Consider the following 22161-nt stretch of genomic DNA (forward strand, 5'->3'; position numbering starts at 1 on the left):
AATTAGTCTTTGAAAAATTGATTGATACGTTGGTTTACTTCTGCAATATTGTCTAATAGTTTATTGCTATCTTCTAAATACAGAAAGTCGAATTTTTTATATCCAAATTTGTCTTCGTTATGTTTTAAAAAGTCTGTTTCTATAAAGTTCTTTTTCTTAATAAAATCTTTGTCGTTAGCGTAACCTTCTCCTTTGGTTTCAATAATTAATGCTTTGTGTATGGCATCTTTTGTATTGCGTTTAATAATTAGAAAGTCAGTAGTGTATTTACCTACTTTATTCCAGCGTTTACCTTTTTTAGCAAAACAGTTTATTACAAACTCTGTAATACCACGCTCACCATTAAAGTAGATTTCTAAATTATTTTCTCTGAAAGTGTTTAGTTTTATAATACCATTTAAAAAATCACTTTCAAAACCACTATCAAAATTATAAGGTAATAGATGAAACGATTTGTCTTTTTGTTCGATTAATGGATTAATATATTTAGCAGCTTCCTCCTGAACTCCTTTAAAGTCTCCTTTTTTGGCAAGTTCTTCTATTCTTTTTTGTTTCTGTTTATCAAATTCCTCAATAGAAAGTGGGTTTTTATCAAATTGTAAAATTTGTTTCGTTATCTCTTGGTCAGGATAAAGGTTCTTATGCTTTGGAATAGATTTTAACTTGTCTACAATAAGTAAGTTAGCTTCTTTTGGAATTATTTCTTCTTCGGTTGTTAATTCTCTTTTAATGCTGAATGCCACTCGAATTTTGGATTCAATTATATAAGAATCAAATTGCTCATTAAAAAATAAATTACCTTCATTCTTTAAAGTAATTGCATTAAAAATAGGTTTTAATTGGTCATCAAAATGATGTAATTCTTTTATAGAAATTGTACTGAAACTATCTTTTGAAATATTAGCAATCCAATGATTGTAATTAGCCAATTGGAATCCAGAACTGTTTAAAAAGGACAATTCGCCCTCGTCTGAAAAGTCTAATCCTTTAGTTGTTATGGCGTAATTAGATTTGTAATTTGTTATACTTTTTAATAACTCTTCTAATTTAATTCCAGTGTTTGGCTTTTCCTCTTCCTCAATAGATTGATATTTTACTTTTAATTGGTAATAGTCAATTTTTGGAAGTTTAAGAAACTCCATTCTTGAATGACGTTCAACTAAATCAGCACCTTTATTTTTGTCTAAATTGTTTAATTCTTCAATAGAAGTGTTTTGTTCTTTTTCTAATGCTTTATTAAGTATTGTTGCATTTTCTCGATTCAGCCAAATTAAAGCTGTTTCATCATTGCCTTTTACAACTTGTCTTAAACATCTACAAGTTGTTTGAATGATAGCATTTTTAGAAGCGCTTTTACTTTTTTGAGGTAGTATTACTGAAGTTAAACTTTTACAGTCCCAACCTTCTTTACCAATGGCTACTAACAAAATGTATTTCTTTTTTGATATTGCTGTGTCTAATGATTTAAACTGAAATTCATTTTCCTTTGGTAAACTGTAAGTTTTATTTCCACCGTGAAATCTTAATATTTCGTCAGGATGGATTTTTAAATCACTTTGAAGAAATGGATAAACTTCTTCTTCTAACATTTCAATATTACTGCAATAAATAGCAACTTTTGGAATTGTGCCATTAGCATAAGTTAAATCTCCATACGTTTTATTAAAGTCTTTGATACCTTCTTTTACTATTTGTAAATGCGTAAGGTTATCTGCAATTTTAACTGTTGGGTTTTTTAAAAAATCTTCTATTGCATTTGTAAGCGGATAATAATAAACTGTATTTGTAATTTCTGAAATTCTTAAAGTATCATCTTCAGTAAGCTGGATTTTTTCGGCTGTAGATAGGTAAGGTGTGCCAGAAAAACCAAGTACAGTTGTTATACTACCTCTTTCATTCCACCTATTAACAACTTGTCTTAATTTAATATCAGACTTTGCAGCGTGATGCACTTCATCAATCAGAATTGTTAAGTTCGGTATTTTCCCAATTAACGCTCTTAATTCGTTAGCCTTTTTGTCCTCGTCATCTTCAAATAAATTTATTTGACCTGTTGTATCAACTCTGTTTAAGATTACCTTTTCGGCATTTACAATGAAAACTTGACCAAAAGGGTCTGGAAGTATTTCATTTACTTTTTGAGCATTTGGATTTCGAGCTTTATTACTTTTTTTGGCAGACTTGGCTTCATCTAAAACATCAAACTTTAGTTGTTTTTTTAGATTAGTTGCTGCTGGTTCTGGAATAACCCAAGATGGGTCAAAATCTTCAATAGTTCTTAAACTTGGTCCAATTGATGTTTTTAAGCCAGAAGGAATTAAAACCAAAAAGTTGTGAGCAAAGTTTTTATTTTCAGGTTCATTTGAAGCAAAATACAAATCTAAATAGATAAATGCAGCCATTAAGTAAGTTTTACCAGAACCCATTGGTAAACTCATTAGATAGTCAGAATAGTTTACGTTGTAAAATAACTTTTTAATTATTTCTTGATAATCTAACTTTTCAGGCGATTTTATGATTTCTTGTTCAAGGTTTGGCAATTGTTTTTTGCCTTTCACCTCTTGTCTCGAAAAATCAAATAAAGAAAAAGCATCTTTATTGTTTTCAAGGAATTCTCTTGCATTTTGGTTAATATCTAATTTTGATAAATCAGTACCATTTGTAAAAAAACCTTCTGAAAACAGCTTCCAAAGTGGTTTATTTTGACCTTGAATTTTTAAAAACAAAAAGGTCTCAATAGCCTCAATTTGAGTATCTCTTAACTCGCCTTTGTTTTTAATGTATGTAATAAGTTCATTAACACTACAATCTGGTGATTGCATCCATTGAACTGTTTTATTTCTTATTATCTTATTTAGCATTCGTTTCGTTATCTGTACTTTGAATCAGGTCTTTAACATCAACAGAAAGTATTTCCGCAATTTTAAAAAGGTCTTCTAAACTCGGTTGTCTTTTGTTTCTCGCGTATTCGTTAATTGTCGGATAACTTTTGTCCATCTTTTCCGCAAGCCAGGTTTGACTAATTCCTTTTTCTTTTAAAACGTCCTTTATTCGGTTCATTTTAAACCTTGTTTTATTAAAGTTGAAAGATAGTAAAGTTCATTGAATTATAATGAAAATATTCATTGAAATATCACGAGTAGTGGTGGGTATGGCAAGCTCTTTTTATTTTGTGAGGTACGAGCAAAATGAAATGTGCTTGACTGTGCGGTTGGCTTTTCATAGCTTGTGTACAACACGCACAGGTTATGGCGAGTTCACGCAGAATGCGCAGCATTCTAGAGTGTACGGTAGCCATTCTTGCATCCGACGAGTGCGCTTTCGCGAAAGCGGCATGAGAGGAATGCACAAATTTGCTATAACCGTAGTTGTTGACGGTACCAGTAACGCTGGTTAGTGTTTAGTTGTTTAGGTTATAAATATAGTTAGATAAAAGCAAATTACAGCGACTTGTCTCCGACGAGCAAACGCAGTTCGCGAGAGGAAGACACGCGTGGATTTAACTTATAAGTTCAGGAGAGAATTGAGCGCTAGCGAAATGGCCTGAACGACCGTAGGTATCGTCCAGCAACGGTTTCGGCTATGAGTAGTTGCGTGGGTTAGCACTTAACTTTGCAAGTGCACACCAAGATGAAAATCCGAGAGGATTTTCAGAAGTAGGTGAGAACAAGCAATTACTTATAGCCATCCTAAGTTTGTTATTAATAAATTTAGATATTAACTAAAAAGAACAAAAGAGCAGAGTAAGGTTACTATAGCCGTAGGAACTACAGATTCCGTCAACAATGCAAATCCCTGCTCTTTTTCTACTCCAAATACGATTAGTTCGCTAGGTCAATTAAGAACCTGTTTTAGGATGTTGTATAAGAAGTAGGTAGTTCTTTAAAATTAAAACTTATGACTAAAAGTACAATGATTTTTGGGATTGATATCAGTAAAGATACCTTTGATGTTTATAATGTGCAAACAGGTTATTCACAGTATAGTAATACGGTTAAAGGTATTACATCTTTCGCGAAAGCGTTGCCAGAAACAGCTATTTGCGTCATGGAGGCTACAGGTTGTTATCATCATCGTTTAGCGATGGGCTTATTTGATCAAGGTATAGCTGTGAGTGTGGTTAATCCATTAGTGATTAAACGTTATACCCAGATGAAATTAAGACGCATTAAAACCGATAAGAGTGATGCATTTATGATCTATAGTTATGGCACTGAACAAGAGCTAGAATTATGGAGACCTGATGCGGGTTATGTGGTAAAAGGAAGAGAGATTTTATCACTACTACAGATGTACTTAAAGCAATCAACGAGTTTGAAAAATAAATTACACGCATTGAATAGTGTTCATGATAAGCGTAGTAAGGTTATTGTTTCTATAACTCGCCAGTTACGTAACTTAAAAAAGGAGTGCAAGCTTCTAGAAGCCGAATTACTAGCTTTAATAAAAGATAACGAGGCATCGTTATTTTCAAGATTAAAAACAATACCAGGGATAGGCGACAAGACAGCTATTCTGTTAATGTTGAGTACAAATTGCTTTAAAGATTTTGCGAGCTACAAACAAGTATCTTCCTTTTTAGGATTAGCCCCAAATGAGCGTAGTTCAGGAAGCTCAGTGAGAGGTAAAACACGAATAAGTAAAACAGGAGATGGTCTAGTGAGAAACCACTTGTTCATGTGCAGTTTCACGGCTTGTATTCACAACATTCCATGCAAAGAATTGTTTGACCGCATCGTAGCCAAAGGCAAGAGTAAAAAATTAGCCTTAATAGCAGTATGTAACAAACTGATCAAACAGGCTTTTGCCATTGCAAAATCAGGATTATGTTATGATCCTAATTATGCTAGAAACTAATCAAAAAAACACTTGGTTTTTAGCTTAGTTCATTGTTGTATGCAGTTTTTATTGATTCTATTATCATTTTGCTCAATCTATTTTGTTGCTGAGCATTAGAAGGAAAATCTCTACTAGTTAATTCAAGATTTTCTTTTTCTAAATAGCTTTTAAAACTTGTGAAACATTTTTTAAAATGATTATATGTCAAGTCATTATGTTTATCTCCTAAATCATACATTGCATTGAAAGAATTTAAAATAGCAACATAACCAGTTGTTTTCCATAAAATATTCTCCAAAGGTGATTCCCAATACTCAGGAAATGTATCTCTTAAAGAATTAAATACGTTTAAAAATATCTTTAAAATTACACTGTCTTCATTATTTAAAAAATATGTCCTCAAGGGAAGTGAAGGGACTTGAGGAAGTTCTTCGTTTCTTTTTGATAATCTATAGTCCAAATCAGGATCTTTAGTTAACAAGAATATTAGATGTTTTACAAAAGTGCCTTGAGATAAAGTTGCTAAATCTTGATTTTCTTCCTTTTTACCTAACATTTTTAATCTATTGTAAAAAGGTGATTCAGTATTTTTATTTAAAGCACGTGCAATTTCGTGTGCAGTTTTTTGAGGACTTCTATGTCTTGATAAAGCAAACAAATCATATATAAGGCTCATACTAACCTTTGTTTGCTTACTATTAATAATAGAAAAAACATAAGCTTTTTCTTCTTCTGTTAAATTGAACATAAGAATTATAGGAAGTTCAAATCTATCTTTAAAATCAGATTTTAAAATTCCCTTTAATCTATGTTGACCATCTATAACTTCCCCTATTTTTTTATTATTATTTAAGGGTATCTCGAATTTATTGTTGTTTAGTGTAATATTAGCATCTTCATAAACGCTAATAATTATTGGTGTTGGAAAAGTTGCATCAGGGTCAGAACAGTATTTTGCTATTTCATTAATTCTTTTACTTGATTCATCTCTCTGAATTGCACTAGGACTTGCAGACCTAGGTGTGACGTGTACTAATTGACCTAAATCAATAGCTTTCATTTTACTAAAATAGAAGCTCCCAATAGGTTGATTTATTTCTATGTAAGGTGCTACTATCATATTTTATTTCCTTTAGAATCTGTTTTTAAATCTTCTGTTTTGTCGTTCATTTCATCAACTTTTGCATCATCCTTTGAAGCAAAATTGTCATCTAACTCTTTATATTTATCATAATTATATTCTAATCTTATTACACTAAAAGAATAAACAGAAATAATTATTGAAAGTAATAAGAATGTAAATTGCCACCAATCTATATTGTAAGTCAAATTCTTGAAATTTTCAATATTTAAGTTATTAGGTGAACTAGAATAAAAAACACCAGCAAAAAATAATGTAAAAATTGAAACAATAATTGTTAGAATTTTTATTGATTTAAATTTTGTTGGATGATTTTCAATTAGGTTAACAAATAAAGGACCTAAAACAGAAGCAAGTAAAGCAATCGAATAAGTATAGAAACTTCCATTTATACTATCTAGAAATAAAGATTGTGAAAAGCTTAAATCTCCGTTAATTACTCTGATAATAAAATTTGAGATAACTCCAATTTGTCCTGCTAGTACTGTGAATAAAAACCAAGTTAAAAAAATAAGCTTATTTTCACTTATTACTTCAAATGGTTTGGTTGATAATTGCCAAATGTTTTTCATTATTATTTTTGTTTCTCAAATTGCATACAACGGGTGTATATAAGCAATATATCAAAAATTGACATTTACTACCCATAACACAGGTATATAAATAGGTTTTTCTCATTGTTACTTTATTGTTGTATAAATGGTAGATACGCATGTTTATACACTATTACGATAAATGTAATACCTAAACAAACCTCATAGATAAGGTTTAAGAAAACCTACAAAATTTTATGTTCCATAAGAAGTTTTAATCATCTCCTTCGTGACATAGTTAAATCGTTTAAAAAGCAAACAATTCATCGTCTTTGCCGCATACACCGTTAATGATCTATCCGTTTTTCCTCATTATATAAAATCTTTCACACACGCTTCTACTAGAATAGTCTAGGGTTGGAAGGCACCATTTAGGACAATTGCCTTATTGCTTAAAAAACGCACCCATCGCAATTTTAAATTATCAAATTTATAATTATGCGATGCTCCTTTTTAGTGCTACTTGTGTTAGTAAGTAGCTTTCTTAATGCTCAGGAAAAAGTAGATCTATCCACTTATTCACCTCTCAATCCTAAACCTTTTATGGATCCTGCACCGCTGCCTCACAATGGCTATGGTGAGATTGTAGCGATAAGTCATTTATGGCAGCATGGTGACCTTAAATACACGCTCTATTACAATGAAAGGGGTGTAGTTGATAGTTTGTTTGATCCTCAAAAAGGCAAATTTGATATAAGTGATTACTCCTTTATAAAGGATAAAGAAAACCGAATTGTACAAGAAAAATGGACAGTTAATTTAGAAGATCCTAAACTACATTCTTATTCTTATGACGATCGTGGTAACCTAGTTAAGTTTATTACATACCGCAGAAAACAATTTCGCAAGGGTGTTTATAAAATGGTAGAGGACAAGGTAAAAGAATTCACTTATGACAATAACAACAGGTTGATTTCAGGTAATGGTTATGACTATCACTATTCTATAGAGAATAATATACTCACCATTACCTATGGTAGCAATGGTAGTCAAACCGTAAAAAAGTACGACAACTACGGCCGCTTGATTTACTACGATCACAAAAGTACTGCTGTACCATCAAATCCAACTACTTATACCTATGTTAAGGATCACAAGAACAACATTATTGCTCAATTAAATAATAAGGGTGACTATAATGCTATCAAGATCTTTCATTATTCTGATGGTTCTGCCAGTACTATTTCATTTGATAAGGTGCAAAAAAAATGGGCTGCACCCAGCGAGAAGTTAGTCTGGAACGGTTATACAGCTGGTGATTTAGTAAGGTCTCAAGGACTTTATAAGAATGGGGAATTACAAGGAATAGGATGGGTACAGGGTTATGGTAAACGAGTTGAAGGTAATTTTAAAAACAACATGTTGCATGGACCAGGCTATATACGGGATTTTTTAAATAAGGATACTTATACAATAGGAGAGTTTAAAGCAGGGAAACTAGATGGCTATGGTATCAAAATAGTAAATGGAATTGCCGTAGAAGCAGGGATTTACAAGAACGGTAACATTCAAAATTCCTACGACCTTAATACAGTCAATGGCGACACAAAATTATGTTCTCAGGATGTTTGTGAAGACGGGTTTGTACAAAAGAAAACAAACAGTTATTACACCAAAAGTTATGGCTTTTATCAGAATGGAAAAACTATAGGACCTGCTGTAGAATTTGGTCGTGACAAGATTGCAGTAGCCTTTTTTGATTCAAGCGGAGTAAGTTTTTTCTTAGGTCCTAATCAAAATTATTATGTCATAGCTCACTATAAAGACAGTAAACTAGAAGGCATGGGTTACATCGCCACTAGCAACCAGTACCAAGTAGGAAAATATGAAAACAATCAACTGGTACAATCATACCGCGAGTAGGATACTAACTAGCTTTTTATAAATGAATTATTACACAATGAAACATAGAACCTATTATCTATTAACGCTCTTTATCGTGCTAGTGAGTACCTTAAAAGCACAAGATCAAATAGTAAAAGATTGGTATAGGGCGCCTTTAAATCCGCTCACACCGCTAGAAGAATTACATTTTATTGCACAAGGTCCTATTAAAGGTAACATTCTCAAAATAAATGATCACTGGTATGATACGACTGGGTTCTCGTTAAAATCCAATGTACTGGACAATCTAGAAATAGCAAAAAAATACAACGGTCGTTACCTAATAAAAAACGATAAGGGACAAATCATTGAAAGCAAGGAGTTTAATTCTGGGAAAGAAAACAGCACCACCTTTACTTATAACGAGCAAGGTTTACTTATAGAGCGCAATTATCAAACCGATGGTAAGGTCAAGACCTATTTTTATGATAGTGATAACCGGCTTATCAAGGATGTTTTTACAAGCTCAACCTTTACCTATACTTCTGTTTACACCTATTCCAACAAGGGTAAATCATTGGTGATTAATGAGGTGTCAACAAATAAAGATGGTGTTGTGGTTAATGAATACAACTATACCTACCGCGATGGATTGCTCAGACAACGAGAAGAGGTAGGTCAAGAATCAACTTCCTATACCTATGAATTTGATAGTAATTACAATTGGATTACTCAATACAAAGAAGGACAGGTCATTAATTCAAAAAGAGACTTGTTTTATCACGATCAATTAAAGGAGCCTAGAGTTTATAAAGCAATCGTTCAAAAAGGAACTTACTCGCCATCCCTAGTAGTTACTGTAAACGACATGAAACTGCAAACGCATAAAGGTAAAAACGTGCATTATGCTTTTGATCCCAGCAGTAATCGTTACTTAAAAATCCCAGTTTCATCTAGTGAAATCAATGCTGCTAATCTAGGTAAAACGTACGATGTTCTGGAGCTTCCTGTAGGTAACAACTTGTTAACCATTCCTTCCAACTATGGTAAGCCTCACATTTACTTGCGTGGAGTACGCATGTACTAACCTTTTTTGATTCACAGTTACAATCTATAAAATATGAAGAGTTTAATAAGTGTGTTTTTAGTGTTCGCTTTCGCGAAAGCGATAACAGCACAAGTTCATTCAAGTCTAGAACACTTAAAGTTACCTCAAATATCGCAGGCAGATAATACGGCCAAAAACGAAGTGTATAGAATACAAACGGCAACTTATAAGGCCGATAGTTTGGGTTATGAACCGGTTGTTCTAGAGGTTCAAAATTTTAATGAAGAAGGATTGAAATTTCAAGACTATCAACAAATTTTTGGTAAGTACAAGTCAGAGACCCTAGACAGTTTTTATTACACAGGAACCAGGTTAGATAGTATCGTTAAAAAAACGAGTTCCGGTGGATTTGATGCTACCATGATTTTTGAATGTGACAATCAAGGTCGTGTAACCAGTGAAAAGGCAACGGGTAAATACATCAATTATGTTACCCAGTATACTTATGAGAACAATCAACTGCAACATATTGAAATGAAGTTGAAAAGAGGTAATCGTAGAACAGCAACTTACTACTATAAAAAAGGAAATCTGGATTATGTAAAACAACATGAATACAAGGAAAACGGTGAACTTAAAAAGGAATTTACCGTGTATTATACAAGAGGTATTCCCATTGCTAGAGTTACTGCCAATGATCCATTAATCACCGTGGCCGATTTTACTGGAGTATACAAAATACGTACACAGTTATCTCAAGAACAAGCTATTGAAGCATTACAAAAAGCAGCTGCAATTTCAAGAACCGATTTGTTTAACAAAAGAAAGGAAATTACCCAGCAAGAAGTGATGCTAGAGCAATACAGCACATCAACCGAAAGTTCAACCGGCGAATGGACTAAACGACACATAACTCGCAAAATGTTTTCAAAACTTGAAGATAGATGGGTGTTTAGGAAATTATACTTTCCTGATAGTACAACCGTAGGTAGCACTCAATTTGATATTCTTTTTCAGCACAAAATAAAACGATACTAACAGCATGTAGCAATGGAAACAAATGTTTTATTTCAAGAAGCACCTTTATCGCAACAAGATAAACGCACGCTCAGATTTGGTATCATAGGATTTGTAGTGGTGCCTATACTTTTTGGCGCTTTTATATTTTTTGGTTTCAGCTGGGTTCAGGGTAAGCCTTTATTTAGTCAAGAAATTGCGATGCCAGAATATATGGTTATTGCCTTTATGTCAATAATTATCCTCTTATGTACTGTAATGCTATGGAAAAAAGTAATTGACTTTAGAGCAGGTATTAAACACGTCTATACAGGTGTTTTACAAGATAAACGTAAATCGATTACAAGAACCCAGTCATCAGGTAGCGGAAGAAATGGTCGATCAAGTAGTAAAACAACCATCACCTACTACCTTAAATTAAATAATGCAGAGTTCCAGGTAAGTGCCGCTCAATATTCAAAGGGTCAGGTAGGTGATGTTATACAGCTAGAACAGGTGCCAACAAGTAAAGTAATTTTGAATGTAACGGTTATAGAACCTACTAAAACTAACGAAGAGGATAGTAGATTCTCAACTAAATACACGGCAGCTTTTATACCCAAAATAGTTTCTTTAAATGCTACGGATCAACAAGCATTAAGAAAAGCCTGGTACACCAAATTACGCAAAGCAGTACTTATATCAATTGTACCTTTATTCATAATTATTAGTTTAATAAGTTCTGGTTTATCTGGATTACTCTTGTTTTTATTTCCATTACCCATTATTGTCGGATGGCAGTTGTTTTCTTTAATAAAGTGGTACAGCAAGTATCGCAGGGTTTTATCCAGTAATAATAAAACCGTTACAAGATCTCAAGTTATTGATAAGTTTTCCAGTAGTAGCAATGGATCGCGTACTACTCATTATATACAAATAAACGAGAAAAGCATTACTGTCCCAGTAGATGTATACCAACAACTCAATGGTGGCGATAGTGTTGAGGTCCATCAAATCCCTTTATTAAATCTCGTAACTCAAACAGTGTTACTTCCTAAATAGTGATTTAGGACAATTGACCTATTTCACAATCACGGTTACTAGGGCATATTTGAACTATAAATACATATAACCATGAAAAACAATTTAGTATGCTTGTTATTGATGTGTGTTTTTAGTTTCACCGCTTTGCAAGCTCAATCCTTAGGAGAATTTAAAGCCAGTACTTCTGGATCATATGGAGTTAAAAAACTGAAGCAGGCAAACAAAAGAATTTACATTGCTCAATTTAAAACCAACTTTGAGGTTTTTAAGGACGCTGTGAGCTATAAAAGTGGTAGTTCATTTGGCGGTAGAAATTCGGCAACGGCTAAACTTGCCGTAGCACTCGATGGACTAGACGAGAATGAATTAAAACGAATTACCAATGAAGTTTATAACGACTTTGTGTCTGATTTAAAGGACGCTGGATTAGAAATTATCACGGCCGATGAAGCTGGTAAAACAGAGGTCTATAAAGATTACACGAGACGTGAAGGCGGAGAAATAATTCCCACTAAATTACCTGGCGTTGTTACAGTAACTCCAGAAAATTTTAGTTACTACGTTAAAGGTTTAGATAAAGAAGGAAATGAAAAAAAGGGTTGGAATCCTTTTTCAATGGACACAGATTTAAACAAGAACAAAAAATTAGCCAAGGAATTGGGTGATGTTCTAGTTGCCAAAGTGGATTTGAATATTTTGTTTATCGAAGTAAAAGAAGGCTGGAGTCCTGGAACTGCAAAAGTTACTTTTAAAACTGATTTACGACTGGTGTCTAGTGACAACATCACCGCCGAAAAGAAAAAAGGTTTGAGATTTAAAGGTTCAAATGATGTGTTTCCAGTAAAAACAATGGTTCATATTACAGATAGTAAAGGGAATAATTACAACGGTACTTTGAAAAAGGCACTACCTATAGAAGGAGTGCTAGAAAAGCAAAAAATCAAAGCAGTGCAATCTAAAGGAATGTCAGAAACTGCTACTAGTTTTAATCCTATTGTTTACACCTACGACAAAACAACTAGAAAATTTCAATCAGTACCGGTAGATGGTGCGGCCTATATCAAGGGAGCAAAAATGGCGATGAGTAAGTTTTTAAAACACCATCTCGCAGAGCTTAAGGATAAAATGAAATAAAGGGAAATTATTTATGTAATCTTTTAAGCCACAGGTTGTAGGGGACTTGTGGCTTTTTTAGTTTAAGAGAAATACGCTATTTGCCTGATTGAACTGGATAGGCGGTTGCCATAAGTTTGATTGATTAAACTAACGTAATGAGTAAGACTATAAAACTGAGCCTGCTATTTTTTTTACAATGTCTAGGGTTACATGCGCAATATGAACCAAACTTTGATATAGCGCCTTGCAATCCCGTTCCAGAATTTCACACACTGCATGCAGAACATGTTACAGGAGATGTTTATGCACTTGATGAGTACTTGTATGATAGAAATGGAAAACAAATATTAACAGGTCTAGCAGGTAAAGTAACTGAGTTTTGTAAATACTCTAAGGAAGAAGCCAAAGCTTTGAGAAAATACTACTGCTTGCGAGATGAAAAAGACCGTTTAATTGAGCGAGGTAGCTATGATGCTGATGGAACATTAAATGCGACTCAGTATTTTTATAAAAATGGACTTTTTATAAAGCAGGTGTCCAAGTGGAATACGCGTATTTTTGAGTACGATAACAAAGGAAGAATTATTTTGTCTACCACCATTCATCCAGCAAAAGATGACCAACCTGAGGTAGAAACTTATATCAAATACACGTACCAGGATATAGAAAACGGTGAGATCAAAGTAAACATGGAGTCTAAATACTACAACGGTGACATAACCCATAACACCTATCATTATAAAAATGGTTTAATCACCTATTCTGAAAGAGATAAATATACCTACGAATATAAATTTGATGAAAAAGGCAATTGGGTTTATAATCGTTTTTCTCCTAAAGAGGATCGATTCTCAAAAAAGGTGCGCTCTATCATTTATTATTCAGATTTTAAAAAGCCATCATTTCATTTTGCTCCAGACCCTAGAACGGAATACACTTCTTTAATCTATCCTTATTTAAACGATAAAATTTTTAGAGCAGCTCAACGCACTATAATAGGTAAGAAAGACAAAGCTTATGAGGTGTTTTATTTTCCATTAGTCAACTACTACGTTGTTCCCGACGTAAATCTATTACCTACACTTGACGGTAGAGTAACACGAGCAGAAGCCAAAGCTGTTTACAACACTCAAATGGCCTACTATCGCAATATTTCGACTAATAAATTTGTAGTTCTTGACAAGGGAGAACGAATGTCAGACTATTCGAAATTTGGTAAATGGGAATTTCTAGAAAATGGCGATCCAGTGATAACGGTAAACAAAATACCTACCTATATTCTTAAGGGTTACTATCAAGCCAAAGACAAGGAGTTAAAACCTGTTTTACCTTATAACGGTGAACCCTTGAAATCAGCTTCTGTGGTTGCTAGCAATGATTCAAATCAAGAAAAAAAAGCGTCCGCAACTACAACATTAATTTGCAAAAAAGGAAACTGTATTGATGGATATGGAATTGCCACCAAAGGGACCATAGAATACGAAGGCGAATTTAAAAATGGACAACCACACGGTATTATCGTAGCTACACAAGAAAATGGAAATTACTATCGTGGTGAATATGCTTATGGCAAAAGAAATGGTAGCGGAACTTATTATTGGAAAGAAACAGACCAGTACTACATAGGTAGCTGGAAGAATAATGTACAGCACGGTTACGGTATCAACAAAAAGGGAAAGAAAATTCTTAACGCTGGTATTTTAGACAGCAATAAGTTTACCTTAAGCTTGGGAACTCAATATGTAAACAAGAAAATATCCGGTAGTTGTAGAGGTAATTGCAGTAACGGTTTCGGCGGTTATCGATACCGCAATGGCGGTCAAAGTGTTGGATTTTGGAAAAATAGTAAATTAAGCAATTATTCGCTCACAGTATTTGGAAATGGAGATAGCTACGTAGGTAAATACGTCAATGGATTGCGCAGTGGCTTTGGTGAATATTTTTGGAAAAATGGAACTTCTTATACGGGAAACTGGCTCAATAATAAAGAACACGGATTCGGTATCCTGATCTACAGCAACGGTCAACAAAAAGTCGGGTATTGGGAAAATGGTAATTATATAGGAACTTCTAAACGGTCGTAAAGTAATTACAAATTAACAGTTGCATTAACCTATCGTGCAATTGATAATGGACTTAGAATGACAATCAGTTGCCATTCTAAGTCCAATGCAATAAAGAAATTACTTCTTATGCCTTTTAGCTAGTTCATTCTCAATGTCTTTTAGAGAGTAACCTTTGGCCTTGAGCAATACCAAGTAATGATACATTAAATCACCAGCTTCATAAATGAAGTCTTCTTCCTTACCGTTTATAGCATCTATAACAGTTTCTACAGCCTCTTCACCTACCTTTTGGGCTACTTTATTGATGCCTTTTTGAACAAGAGAATACGTATAACTTCCTTCTGTTTTTTCATCAATGCGCTGGTGTATGGTTTTTTCTAAATCATAAACCGAAAACGCTTGTGAATTAGAATCGTCATCATCAAAACAACTTACCTCACCTCGATGACAAGTAGGTCCATGAGCGTGTGCTTTAATTAAAATAGCGTCCTGATCGCAGTCCAATCTTATTTCTTCAATATCTAGAAAGTTATTGCTTGATTCTCCTTTAGTCCACAGTCGCTGCTTACTACGTGAATAGAATGTTACTCTGTTCTGCTTTCGCGAAAGCGTAAAAGCTTCTTCATTCATATATCCCAGCATCAACACTTTTGAGGTAGTGGCATCTTGAACAATTACGGGTAATAGTCCATCGCTAGCTTTATTCCAATTGGGTGTTTTCATTAGTATCTTTTTTATATTCTTACAGCTACACCAGCTTCATTAAGTTGATTTTTTAAATCTGGAACCGGCAATTCACCAAAATGAAATATACTTGCCGCAAGTCCAGCACTTGCATGGGTTTTAGAAAACAGATCAACAAAGTGTTGCGTGTTACCGCCACCACCAGATGCTATAATCGGTATATTAAGTTCTCGTGAAAGAATATCGGTAATCTCAAGTGCAAATCCGTTCTTTGTTCCATCGTGATTCATGCTAGTAAGTAGAATTTCACCTGCGCCACGAGTTTCACATTCTTTACACCATGTAATGGTTTCCTTGTCAGTTTCAAATCGTCCACCACCTATAAAAACCTTATTTGTTGATTTGTCTGTGTTGTCAACTTCTATAAGTTTAGTGTCCACAGCTACAACAACACACTGACTACCTAACTCTTGTGCCAGTTCGTTAATAAGTTCAGGTCGTTTAACAGCAGCACTATTAACGGCTATTTTATCGGCACCTGCTTTAATGATTTCTTTAGCCAGCTTTACATCGTTAATTCCGCCTCCTACGGTAAAAGGGATATTAAGAACGCTTGCAATTTCCTTAACGAGCGGTACCAAGGTTTCTCTTTTTTCAATAGTTGCTGTGATGTCTAGAAAACACAGCTCATCGGCGCCTTGCAAGGCATATTGTTTAGCCAGCTCTACGGGATCACCAGCATCACGCAGACCTACAAAGTTAATTCCCTTTACAGTGCGACCATCCTTAATGTCTAAACAAGGTATAATTCTTTTTTTAAGCATATTAGTTTGCATTATGAGATTTGAATATCTCAACCTGATTGATTTTTAATTAGAAAGTATAAAGGAGCTCAACTGTTTTAACTCAATAGTTCCTTCATAAATTGCTTTACCAATTATGGCGCCTTCACAACCCATTTCATTTAATTTATACACGTCATCTATCGAGGTTACACCACCGCTAGCAATAAGTTTGGTTGTTGAATGGTTAGAAGGATCTACTTGTATTTCCAAAATAGATTTATACAAGTCATAGCTAGGTCCAGAAAGCATCCCATCCTTGGCAATATCAGTACAAATAACATACTCAATATTTTTTTTGCGCCATTCTTTGATAAATTCAATTACTTCGAGTTCGCTACTTTCTAGCCAACCATGAGTGGCAATTTTACCTTCTTTAGCATCGGCACCCAAAATGATTTTCTCACTACCATACCTGGAAATCCATTTTTCTAACTGTTCAGGATTTTTAACGGCTATACTACCACCTGTAACCTGTTGTGCACCACTTTCAAAAACTATTTTTATATCTTCATCTGTCTTTACGCCACCTCCAAAATCTACCTGAAGATTTGTTTTATTACATAGATCTTCTAGTACTTTCCAATTGACGACATGACTGTTTTTTGCCCCATCTAGATCAACTAGGTGCAAGTGTTTAATACCAAAGTCCTCAAACTCCTTGGCAACCTCTAGTGGATCTTCATTATAAATTGTTTTTTTGTTGTAATCACCTTGTGATAATCGTACACACTTACCTTCAATAATATCAATGGCCGGAATGATTCTCATGCGTGGTGTTTCAATATTGCTTGTTGACATGGATTGTTTTCTCTAGAGGTTAAGAAAGTTAGTTAATAGTTGCTCGCCTACTTGAGCACTTTTTTCTGGGTGAAATTGGGTAGCATAAAAGTTACCCTTGTTCATCATGCTTGCAAATGGATTGATATAATTACACACAGCAAGTGAATCTTCATTGGGCACAGCATAATAACTGTGAACGTAATAGACATCATCCTGTGAATCGATACTCTTTAATAATGGAGAACTAGATCCGTATGATGGCTCGCTCGCGATATTGTTCCATCCCATATGAGGTACTTTAAGCGTTGGGTTGTCTGGGAATTTTTTAACGATGGTGTCAAAAATCCCTAAACAATCTGTTCTACCTTCTTCACTATACGTGCACATTAACTGCATTCCCAAACAAATACCTAAAACGGGCTGTGTAAGTTCTTTAATAACCTTATCCAGACCTCTTTCTTTTAAGTATTTCATGGCAGTACTTGCTTCTCCAACTCCTGGAAAAATAACCTTATCTGCAGCCTGTAATTCTATAGGATCGTCAGTTACGATATTGTCTACACCTAGTCTGTTTAAAGCATTGGTAACGCTACCTATATTACCTGCGTTGTATTTAACTATAGCAATCATAATACTCCTTTTGTAGATGGTAGTTTACCATCGCCAGTTTGTTTTACAGCCATTTTGATAGCCTTGGCAAATGCTTTAAATAGACTTTCAATTTTATGGTGCTCGTTATCTCCTTCAACCTTCATATTCAAATTACATTTAGCTGCATCACTAAAACTTTTGAAGAAGTGAAAGAATAATTCAGTAGGCATATCACCTACATATTCTCTTTTAAAATCGGCGTCCCAAACTATCCATGGTCGTCCACCAAAATCAATGGCAACCTGTGCAAGGCTATCGTCCATAGGTAGTAAAAAGCCGTATCTATTTATACCTTTTTTAGTTGATAACGCTTTCGCGAAAGCGTCACCCAAAGCAATAGCTGTATCCTCAATGGTATGGTGTTCATCTATCTCAAGGTCGCCCTTAACTTTAATGTCCAAATCCAATGAGCCGTGACGTTGTAATTGCTCTAGCATGTGGTCGTAAAATTTCAAACCGGTATCGATAGTTCCATTTCCAGCTCCATCAAGATTTAAAGTGATATTGATGTCAGTTTCCTTGGTAGTTCTACTTACATTCACTTTGCGAGGTTGGCCTCTTAGGAATTGGAAAATTTCTTTCCAGCTATCTGTTTTTAAGGCTACGATATCTTGGTCTTCAAAATTACTATCATCTGTGATAGAAGGTAACTGAATTCCTTTACATCCTAGGTTTTTTGCTAATTGCATATCACTATTGCGATCACCTATTACAAAACTATTTGCAAGGTCATAATCACCCTTGATAAAATGAGTGAGCAGTGCTGTTCCAGGTTTTCTAGTAGGTGCATTATCTTCTGGAAAGGTTTTGTCTATAATCACCTCACTGAAGTTAATTCCTTCACCTTGCAATATGTCCATCATAAGGTTGTGTACCGGCCAAAAAGTATTTTCGGGAAAACTATCTGTTCCTAAACCATCTTGATTGGTAACCATGACTAGCTCATAATCTAACTCTCGTGCAATGCGGTGTAATTGTGTAATTGCTTGCGGTAAAAATTCTAATTTCTCGTAGCTATCTAATTGATAATCTACAGGTGGTTCTTTTACAATAGTACCGTCACGATCTATAAATAATACTTTTTTCATATTCTATAACCTTATAAAGGTTTGCTTAATTGGTTTAAAGTTTACTGGACTTGTTTTTGATAATTGTTTAATGCTAGTACCATTTCCTCGCATTCTTGCATAGTACCTACAGTGAAACGTAATGTGTTTTCAATTTGACTACTACGATTACGTATAATAATGCCTTGATCTCTCAAGTAGTTGTATACGTGGTTGGCATTTTTTACACGGGCAAGTATAAAATTAGCTTCGCTAGGGAACACCTTATTTATAAAATCAAATGTATCTAATTGTTCACTTAGCCATTTTCTATTTGCATTTAACGTAGTAATACTTTTTTGAGCTTGTTCAACGTTTCTTATAGCTGATAACGCTGCTTTTTGCGATAACTCATTTACATTGTAGGGTGGCTTAGTCTTATTAAAAAGTTCAATAATTTCTTTACTTGCATAAGCAAATCCTACTCGGGCTGCAGCTAGTCCTTGTGCTTTTGACATAGTTTGTAGGATAACAAGATTAGGGTAATCCTGTAATCTATTAATAAAACTTATGTTTTCAGTAAAATCTTGATAGGCTTCATCGACTACAATAATCCCTTTAAAATTATTAAATAGCTTGTCCAACCTTTCTTGATTCTCTTGCATTTCTTCCTCAAAAGCTGGGTTAAAGGGAAGGTCCATCATACCGCCTTTAGTATAGTTTTGAGCTTGCCAATCGTGTTTAAGATCTGCTTTTAAAATGGCATTTCCAGTAGGATTATTAGGCGAGCAAATCCAAATAATTTTTAAGTTTTCGTTATTTGTAATTTGATTGTTGACCGCATCAAAATCAATCTCAAATACCGAATTAAGTGGTGCTTTTAAAACCTCTATATCATTAATACCAGCGCTTACCTCATACATACCATAAGTAGGAGGAAGGATTAAGGTTTTGTCCTTACCTGGATTACAGAATATTCGGTAAAGTAGGTCAATAGCCTCATCACTTCCATTTCCTACAAATATTTGATCTATGGATAATTTCTTTTGATAAGCTAGTTCTTTCTTTAATTCCAGTTGTAAAGGATCCGGATAACGATTTAATTGCCCTTGCGGATTTTCATTTGCATCTAATAAGGTCAATTTGTTTTTACCGCTATTGTACAGGTCAAATTCACTGCGTGCACTAGAATAAGGTTTCAGGTCCCAAATATTCTTACGTACAATATCTTTTAAGTTAAATGTCATGTTATTTTACAGTTGAATGAAACTAGATACCTTGTGATTTTATACTTTTCAATCTAACGCTCACCGCATTTTTGTGAGCGCCTAATCCTTCTGCCGCCGCCATTAGTTCCACAGCTGGACCTAAATTTGTGATTCCTTGTGAGGTGGCTTTTTGATATGTTACCTTATTGACAAAGCTATCTACACTCACACCACTATAATTACGTGCATATCCATAAGTAGGTAATGTGTGATTTGTACCACTAGCGTAATCTCCTAAACTTTCACAAGTGTAAGCACCTATAAAAATGGAACCGGCAATATTTATTTGTGAAGACACATTCTCTGCGTTTTCAGTGTTTATGATAAGGTGTTCTGGAGCATAGAAATCGGACCAGTTCACACATTCTTGAATCGATTCTAAAACGATTATTTTACTATTTTGAAGTGCTGCGCTAGCTATGTCTTTCCTTTCTAATTCTGCCAGTTGTTCTTGAACTGAATCTGTAACTCGGTTTGCAAGCTCGCTAGATTCAGTAAGTAAAATTACTTGGCTGTCAGGTCCGTGTTCTGCTTGCGCTAGCAAATCGGCTGCAATAAAATCTGGATTAGCTGTTTTGTCAGCGATTACAAGAACTTCACTAGGTCCAGCAGGCATGTCAATCGCGACACCTTGCTGTTGAGCGAGTTCTTTGGCTCTAGTAACAAATGAATTACCAGGTCCAAATATTTTATCAACTGCAGGAATGGTGGCTGTACCATAAGTCATAGCTGCTATTGCTCCTGCGCCGCCAGCCTTATATATTTCGGTAATGCCACATAATTGTGCAGTGTATAAAACTACTGGATTTATTGCACCATCACTATCTGTTGGGCTGCAAAGAATGACTTGCTTGTTACCTGCAATTTGAGCAGGAACACCTAGCATAAGTACAGTAGAAAATAAAGGAGCACTACCACCAGGAATGTACAAGCCTACTTTTTCAATAGGAAGTGATTTACGCCAGCAAGTGATTCCTGGAATGGTTTCAACAACTGGATATTCCTGGGTATAACAAGCCTTGTGAAACTTATAAATATTTTGGTAAGCTGTTTTTATCGCCTCTTTTAATTGGTTACTTACTTTATCTATGGCTGCAGTAACTTCTTGATTACTTACCTTTAAACTGCTTAAACTAGCATTGTCAAATCGTTGAGCAAACTCTATTAAGGCACTATCACCTTGTTGTTTAACTTGATTTAAAATTTCTTTTACCGCAGTATCTATGTTTGCTTTTTGCTGTTGAGGTCTTTGTAAAAGATCTGCTTGTTGTTCCCGAGTAGGGCTTTGAATAATTTGTAACATTATGCAATAAGTTTTTGAATATCGCTCACCAATATTCCTTCGGCACCAGCTTCTTTAAGTTGATCTATTACATTCCAAAAATCTTCTTCTTCGATAACGCTGTGTAAACTAGACCATCCTTCTTCTGCAAGTGGTAACACCGTAGGGCTTTTCATACCAGGAAGAAGTCGTGTAATTTCATCAATCTTTTCATTGGGAGCATTAAGCAGAATGTATTTATTCTTTTTAGCATTTTGTACTGCCTCTAGTCTAAAGAGTAGTTTATTTAAAAGAGCTGCCTTTTCACCGTCCAGTTGTTTGTTTGCAATCATCACGGCCTCACTATACATGATAGTTTCAACTTCTTTAAGACCATTCATGATCAGTGTTGATCCTGTAGAGACTATATCGCAAATACCATCTGCAAGTCCTATACCTGGAGCGATCTCTACACTACCACCTATTTCTTCGGTTGTGGCATTTATCCCTTTACTAGCAAAGAATTTTTTGACAATGGTGGTATAACTACTTGCTATTTTTTTACCTTCAAACCAATCTAGTCCTGTGTAATCCACATCTTTTTGAACGGCTAGACTTAAACGGCATCCTGCAAATCCTAGTTGTTTTATTACATTTACCGCTTGATCTTTTTCTTCTACTTCATTAAGTCCTAGAATCCCTAAATCTGCTACTCCATTTGCCACATATTGTGGAATATCGTCATCTCTAAGAAATAAAATTTCTAGTGGAAAATTCTTAGCTTTAGTAGACAATTTACGAGAGCTATTGTCAAACTTGATTCCACAGTCTTTTAATAATTGTAAGCTCTTATCGCTTAATCTTCCGGATTTTTGAACTGCTATTTTCATGCTAGTATTAGAGACTTTATCGTTTGTTTTGTTTTCTGTTGTATTCATTTTTCTTTTAAACTCTGTGTT

At 34.5% G+C, this 22161-nt stretch carries 20 protein-coding genes; 8 read left to right on the top strand and 12 right to left on the bottom strand.

Annotated features, from left to right (window positions below; translation table 11 throughout):
• Positions 1–2 precede the first annotated feature (2 nt).
• On the bottom strand, positions 3–2822 hold the full coding sequence (locus tag HCN53_RS12420) for a DEAD/DEAH box helicase (RefSeq protein WP_240919362.1): 2820 nt from the start codon (positions 2820–2822) through the stop codon (positions 3–5).
• A 28-nt stretch (positions 2823–2850) separates the two neighbouring features.
• Complete coding sequence (locus HCN53_RS12425; RefSeq protein ID WP_167343162.1) at positions 2851–3060, bottom strand: helix-turn-helix domain-containing protein; 210 nt, start codon at positions 3058–3060, stop codon at positions 2851–2853.
• A gap of 52 nt (positions 3061–3112) precedes the next feature.
• Between HCN53_RS12425 and HCN53_RS12430 the strand changes: the two genes are divergently transcribed.
• Together HCN53_RS12430 and HCN53_RS12435 are read left to right on the top strand one after the other, a co-directional pair.
• Positions 3113–3397 carry a hypothetical protein gene (locus HCN53_RS12430; RefSeq protein WP_167343163.1) on the top strand — a complete coding sequence of 95 codons (285 nt, stop codon included), beginning with the start codon at positions 3113–3115 and terminating at the stop codon, positions 3395–3397.
• A 500-nt stretch (positions 3398–3897) separates the two neighbouring features.
• Positions 3898–4857 (top strand): IS110 family transposase, encoded by a 960-nt coding sequence (locus tag HCN53_RS12435; protein ID WP_167343164.1) that lies wholly within the window; start codon positions 3898–3900, stop codon positions 4855–4857.
• A gap of 19 nt (positions 4858–4876) precedes the next feature.
• On the opposite strand, the gene HCN53_RS12440 is transcribed toward HCN53_RS12435, so the two are convergent.
• Positions 4877–5959: a DGQHR domain-containing protein gene (locus HCN53_RS12440; RefSeq protein WP_167343165.1), complete on the bottom strand. Its 1083-nt coding sequence runs from the start codon at positions 5957–5959 to the stop codon at positions 4877–4879.
• Complete coding sequence (locus HCN53_RS12445) at positions 5956–6552, bottom strand: hypothetical protein (RefSeq protein WP_167343166.1); 597 nt, start codon at positions 6550–6552, stop codon at positions 5956–5958. The genes HCN53_RS12440 and HCN53_RS12445 overlap by 4 nt, the downstream gene beginning before the upstream one ends.
• A gap of 459 nt (positions 6553–7011) precedes the next feature.
• Here HCN53_RS12445 and HCN53_RS12450 point away from each other — a divergent pair, with 459 nt between their 5' ends.
• The 6 genes from HCN53_RS12450 (at position 7012) to HCN53_RS12475 (ending at position 14685) form a co-directional block, all read left to right on the top strand.
• On the top strand, positions 7012–8436 hold the full coding sequence (locus tag HCN53_RS12450; protein ID WP_167343167.1) for a hypothetical protein: 1425 nt from the start codon (positions 7012–7014) through the stop codon (positions 8434–8436).
• 37 nt (positions 8437–8473) lie between these two features.
• A complete protein-coding gene (locus HCN53_RS12455; protein WP_167343168.1) occupies positions 8474–9484 on the top strand; it encodes a hypothetical protein in 1011 nt (336 codons plus the stop codon).
• 33 nt (positions 9485–9517) lie between these two features.
• Entirely contained in the window at positions 9518–10483 is a 966-nt protein-coding gene (locus tag HCN53_RS12460) for a hypothetical protein (RefSeq protein WP_167343169.1), read from the top strand.
• A gap of 12 nt (positions 10484–10495) precedes the next feature.
• Positions 10496–11503: a hypothetical protein gene (locus HCN53_RS12465; RefSeq protein ID WP_167343170.1), complete on the top strand. Its 1008-nt coding sequence runs from the start codon at positions 10496–10498 to the stop codon at positions 11501–11503.
• 72 nt (positions 11504–11575) lie between these two features.
• Complete coding sequence (locus tag HCN53_RS12470) at positions 11576–12619, top strand: hypothetical protein (protein WP_167343171.1); 1044 nt, start codon at positions 11576–11578, stop codon at positions 12617–12619.
• Positions 12620–12756: 137 nt separating this feature from the next.
• Positions 12757–14685, top strand: a complete 1929-nt coding sequence (locus HCN53_RS12475; protein WP_167343172.1) for an MORN repeat-containing protein — start codon at positions 12757–12759, stop codon at positions 14683–14685.
• Positions 14686–14784: 99 nt separating this feature from the next.
• Here HCN53_RS12475 and hisIE read toward each other — a convergent pair whose 3' ends face one another.
• Genes hisIE through hisG form a run of 8 tightly spaced genes read right to left on the bottom strand, consistent with a single transcriptional unit; the run spans position 14785 to position 22140 of the window.
• Positions 14785–15390: a bifunctional phosphoribosyl-AMP cyclohydrolase/phosphoribosyl-ATP diphosphatase HisIE gene (gene hisIE / locus HCN53_RS12480; protein WP_105018421.1), complete on the bottom strand. Its 606-nt coding sequence runs from the start codon at positions 15388–15390 to the stop codon at positions 14785–14787.
• Between the two features lie 11 nt (positions 15391–15401).
• A complete protein-coding gene (gene hisF, locus HCN53_RS12485; RefSeq protein ID WP_105018576.1) occupies positions 15402–16175 on the bottom strand; it encodes an imidazole glycerol phosphate synthase subunit HisF in 774 nt (257 codons plus the stop codon).
• A gap of 45 nt (positions 16176–16220) precedes the next feature.
• Entirely contained in the window at positions 16221–16964 is a 744-nt protein-coding gene (gene hisA, locus HCN53_RS12490) for a 1-(5-phosphoribosyl)-5-[(5-phosphoribosylamino)methylideneamino]imidazole-4-carboxamide isomerase (RefSeq protein ID WP_105018577.1), read from the bottom strand.
• Positions 16965–17006: 42 nt separating this feature from the next.
• Positions 17007–17606 (bottom strand): imidazole glycerol phosphate synthase subunit HisH, encoded by a 600-nt coding sequence (gene hisH / locus HCN53_RS12495; RefSeq protein WP_167343173.1) that lies wholly within the window; start codon positions 17604–17606, stop codon positions 17007–17009.
• The gene (gene hisB, locus HCN53_RS12500) at positions 17603–18715 is read right to left on the bottom strand and encodes a bifunctional histidinol-phosphatase/imidazoleglycerol-phosphate dehydratase HisB (protein ID WP_042278798.1); all 1113 of its coding nucleotides are present in this window, start codon (positions 18713–18715) and stop codon (positions 17603–17605) included. Before hisB ends, hisH begins: the two co-directional genes overlap by 4 nt.
• A 41-nt stretch (positions 18716–18756) precedes the next feature.
• Positions 18757–19920 (bottom strand): pyridoxal phosphate-dependent aminotransferase, encoded by a 1164-nt coding sequence (locus tag HCN53_RS12505; protein ID WP_167343174.1) that lies wholly within the window; start codon positions 19918–19920, stop codon positions 18757–18759.
• A gap of 22 nt (positions 19921–19942) precedes the next feature.
• On the bottom strand, positions 19943–21244 hold the full coding sequence (gene hisD / locus HCN53_RS12510; RefSeq protein ID WP_167343175.1) for a histidinol dehydrogenase: 1302 nt from the start codon (positions 21242–21244) through the stop codon (positions 19943–19945).
• Complete coding sequence (gene hisG, locus HCN53_RS12515) at positions 21244–22140, bottom strand: ATP phosphoribosyltransferase (protein ID WP_167343176.1); 897 nt, start codon at positions 22138–22140, stop codon at positions 21244–21246. Before hisG ends, hisD begins: the two co-directional genes overlap by 1 nt.
• Positions 22141–22161 lie beyond the last annotated feature (21 nt).

The organism is Nonlabens sp. SY33080 (assembly GCF_011784885.1).
Taxonomy (GTDB): Bacteria; Bacteroidota; Bacteroidia; order Flavobacteriales; family Flavobacteriaceae; genus Nonlabens; species Nonlabens tegetincola.

Bases quoted from the DNA above. Each gene is read 5' to 3' on its own strand.
- HCN53_RS12420 (WP_240919362.1), bottom strand. From the start codon at position 2,822: ATGCAATCACCAGATTGTAGTGTTAATGAACTTATTACATACATTAAA.
- HCN53_RS12425 (WP_167343162.1), bottom strand. From the start codon at position 3,060: ATGAACCGAATAAAGGACGTTTTAAAAGAAAAAGGAATTAGTCAAACC.
- HCN53_RS12430 (WP_167343163.1), top strand. From the start codon at position 3,113: ATGAAAATATTCATTGAAATATCACGAGTAGTGGTGGGTATGGCAAGC.
- HCN53_RS12435 (WP_167343164.1), top strand. From the start codon at position 3,898: ATGACTAAAAGTACAATGATTTTTGGGATTGATATCAGTAAAGATACC.
- HCN53_RS12440 (WP_167343165.1), bottom strand. From the start codon at position 5,959: ATGATAGTAGCACCTTACATAGAAATAAATCAACCTATTGGGAGCTTC.
- HCN53_RS12445 (WP_167343166.1), bottom strand. From the start codon at position 6,552: ATGAAAAACATTTGGCAATTATCAACCAAACCATTTGAAGTAATAAGT.
- HCN53_RS12450 (WP_167343167.1), top strand. From the start codon at position 7,012: ATGCGATGCTCCTTTTTAGTGCTACTTGTGTTAGTAAGTAGCTTTCTT.
- HCN53_RS12455 (WP_167343168.1), top strand. From the start codon at position 8,474: ATGAAACATAGAACCTATTATCTATTAACGCTCTTTATCGTGCTAGTG.
- HCN53_RS12460 (WP_167343169.1), top strand. From the start codon at position 9,518: ATGAAGAGTTTAATAAGTGTGTTTTTAGTGTTCGCTTTCGCGAAAGCG.
- HCN53_RS12465 (WP_167343170.1), top strand. From the start codon at position 10,496: ATGGAAACAAATGTTTTATTTCAAGAAGCACCTTTATCGCAACAAGAT.
- HCN53_RS12470 (WP_167343171.1), top strand. From the start codon at position 11,576: ATGAAAAACAATTTAGTATGCTTGTTATTGATGTGTGTTTTTAGTTTC.
- HCN53_RS12475 (WP_167343172.1), top strand. From the start codon at position 12,757: ATGAGTAAGACTATAAAACTGAGCCTGCTATTTTTTTTACAATGTCTA.
- hisIE (WP_105018421.1), bottom strand. From the start codon at position 15,390: ATGAAAACACCCAATTGGAATAAAGCTAGCGATGGACTATTACCCGTA.
- hisF (WP_105018576.1), bottom strand. From the start codon at position 16,175: ATGCTTAAAAAAAGAATTATACCTTGTTTAGACATTAAGGATGGTCGC.
- hisA (WP_105018577.1), bottom strand. From the start codon at position 16,964: ATGAGAATCATTCCGGCCATTGATATTATTGAAGGTAAGTGTGTACGA.
- hisH (WP_167343173.1), bottom strand. From the start codon at position 17,606: ATGATTGCTATAGTTAAATACAACGCAGGTAATATAGGTAGCGTTACC.
- hisB (WP_042278798.1), bottom strand. From the start codon at position 18,715: ATGAAAAAAGTATTATTTATAGATCGTGACGGTACTATTGTAAAAGAA.
- HCN53_RS12505 (WP_167343174.1), bottom strand. From the start codon at position 19,920: ATGACATTTAACTTAAAAGATATTGTACGTAAGAATATTTGGGACCTG.
- hisD (WP_167343175.1), bottom strand. From the start codon at position 21,244: ATGTTACAAATTATTCAAAGCCCTACTCGGGAACAACAAGCAGATCTT.
- hisG (WP_167343176.1), bottom strand. From the start codon at position 22,140: ATGAATACAACAGAAAACAAAACAAACGATAAAGTCTCTAATACTAGC.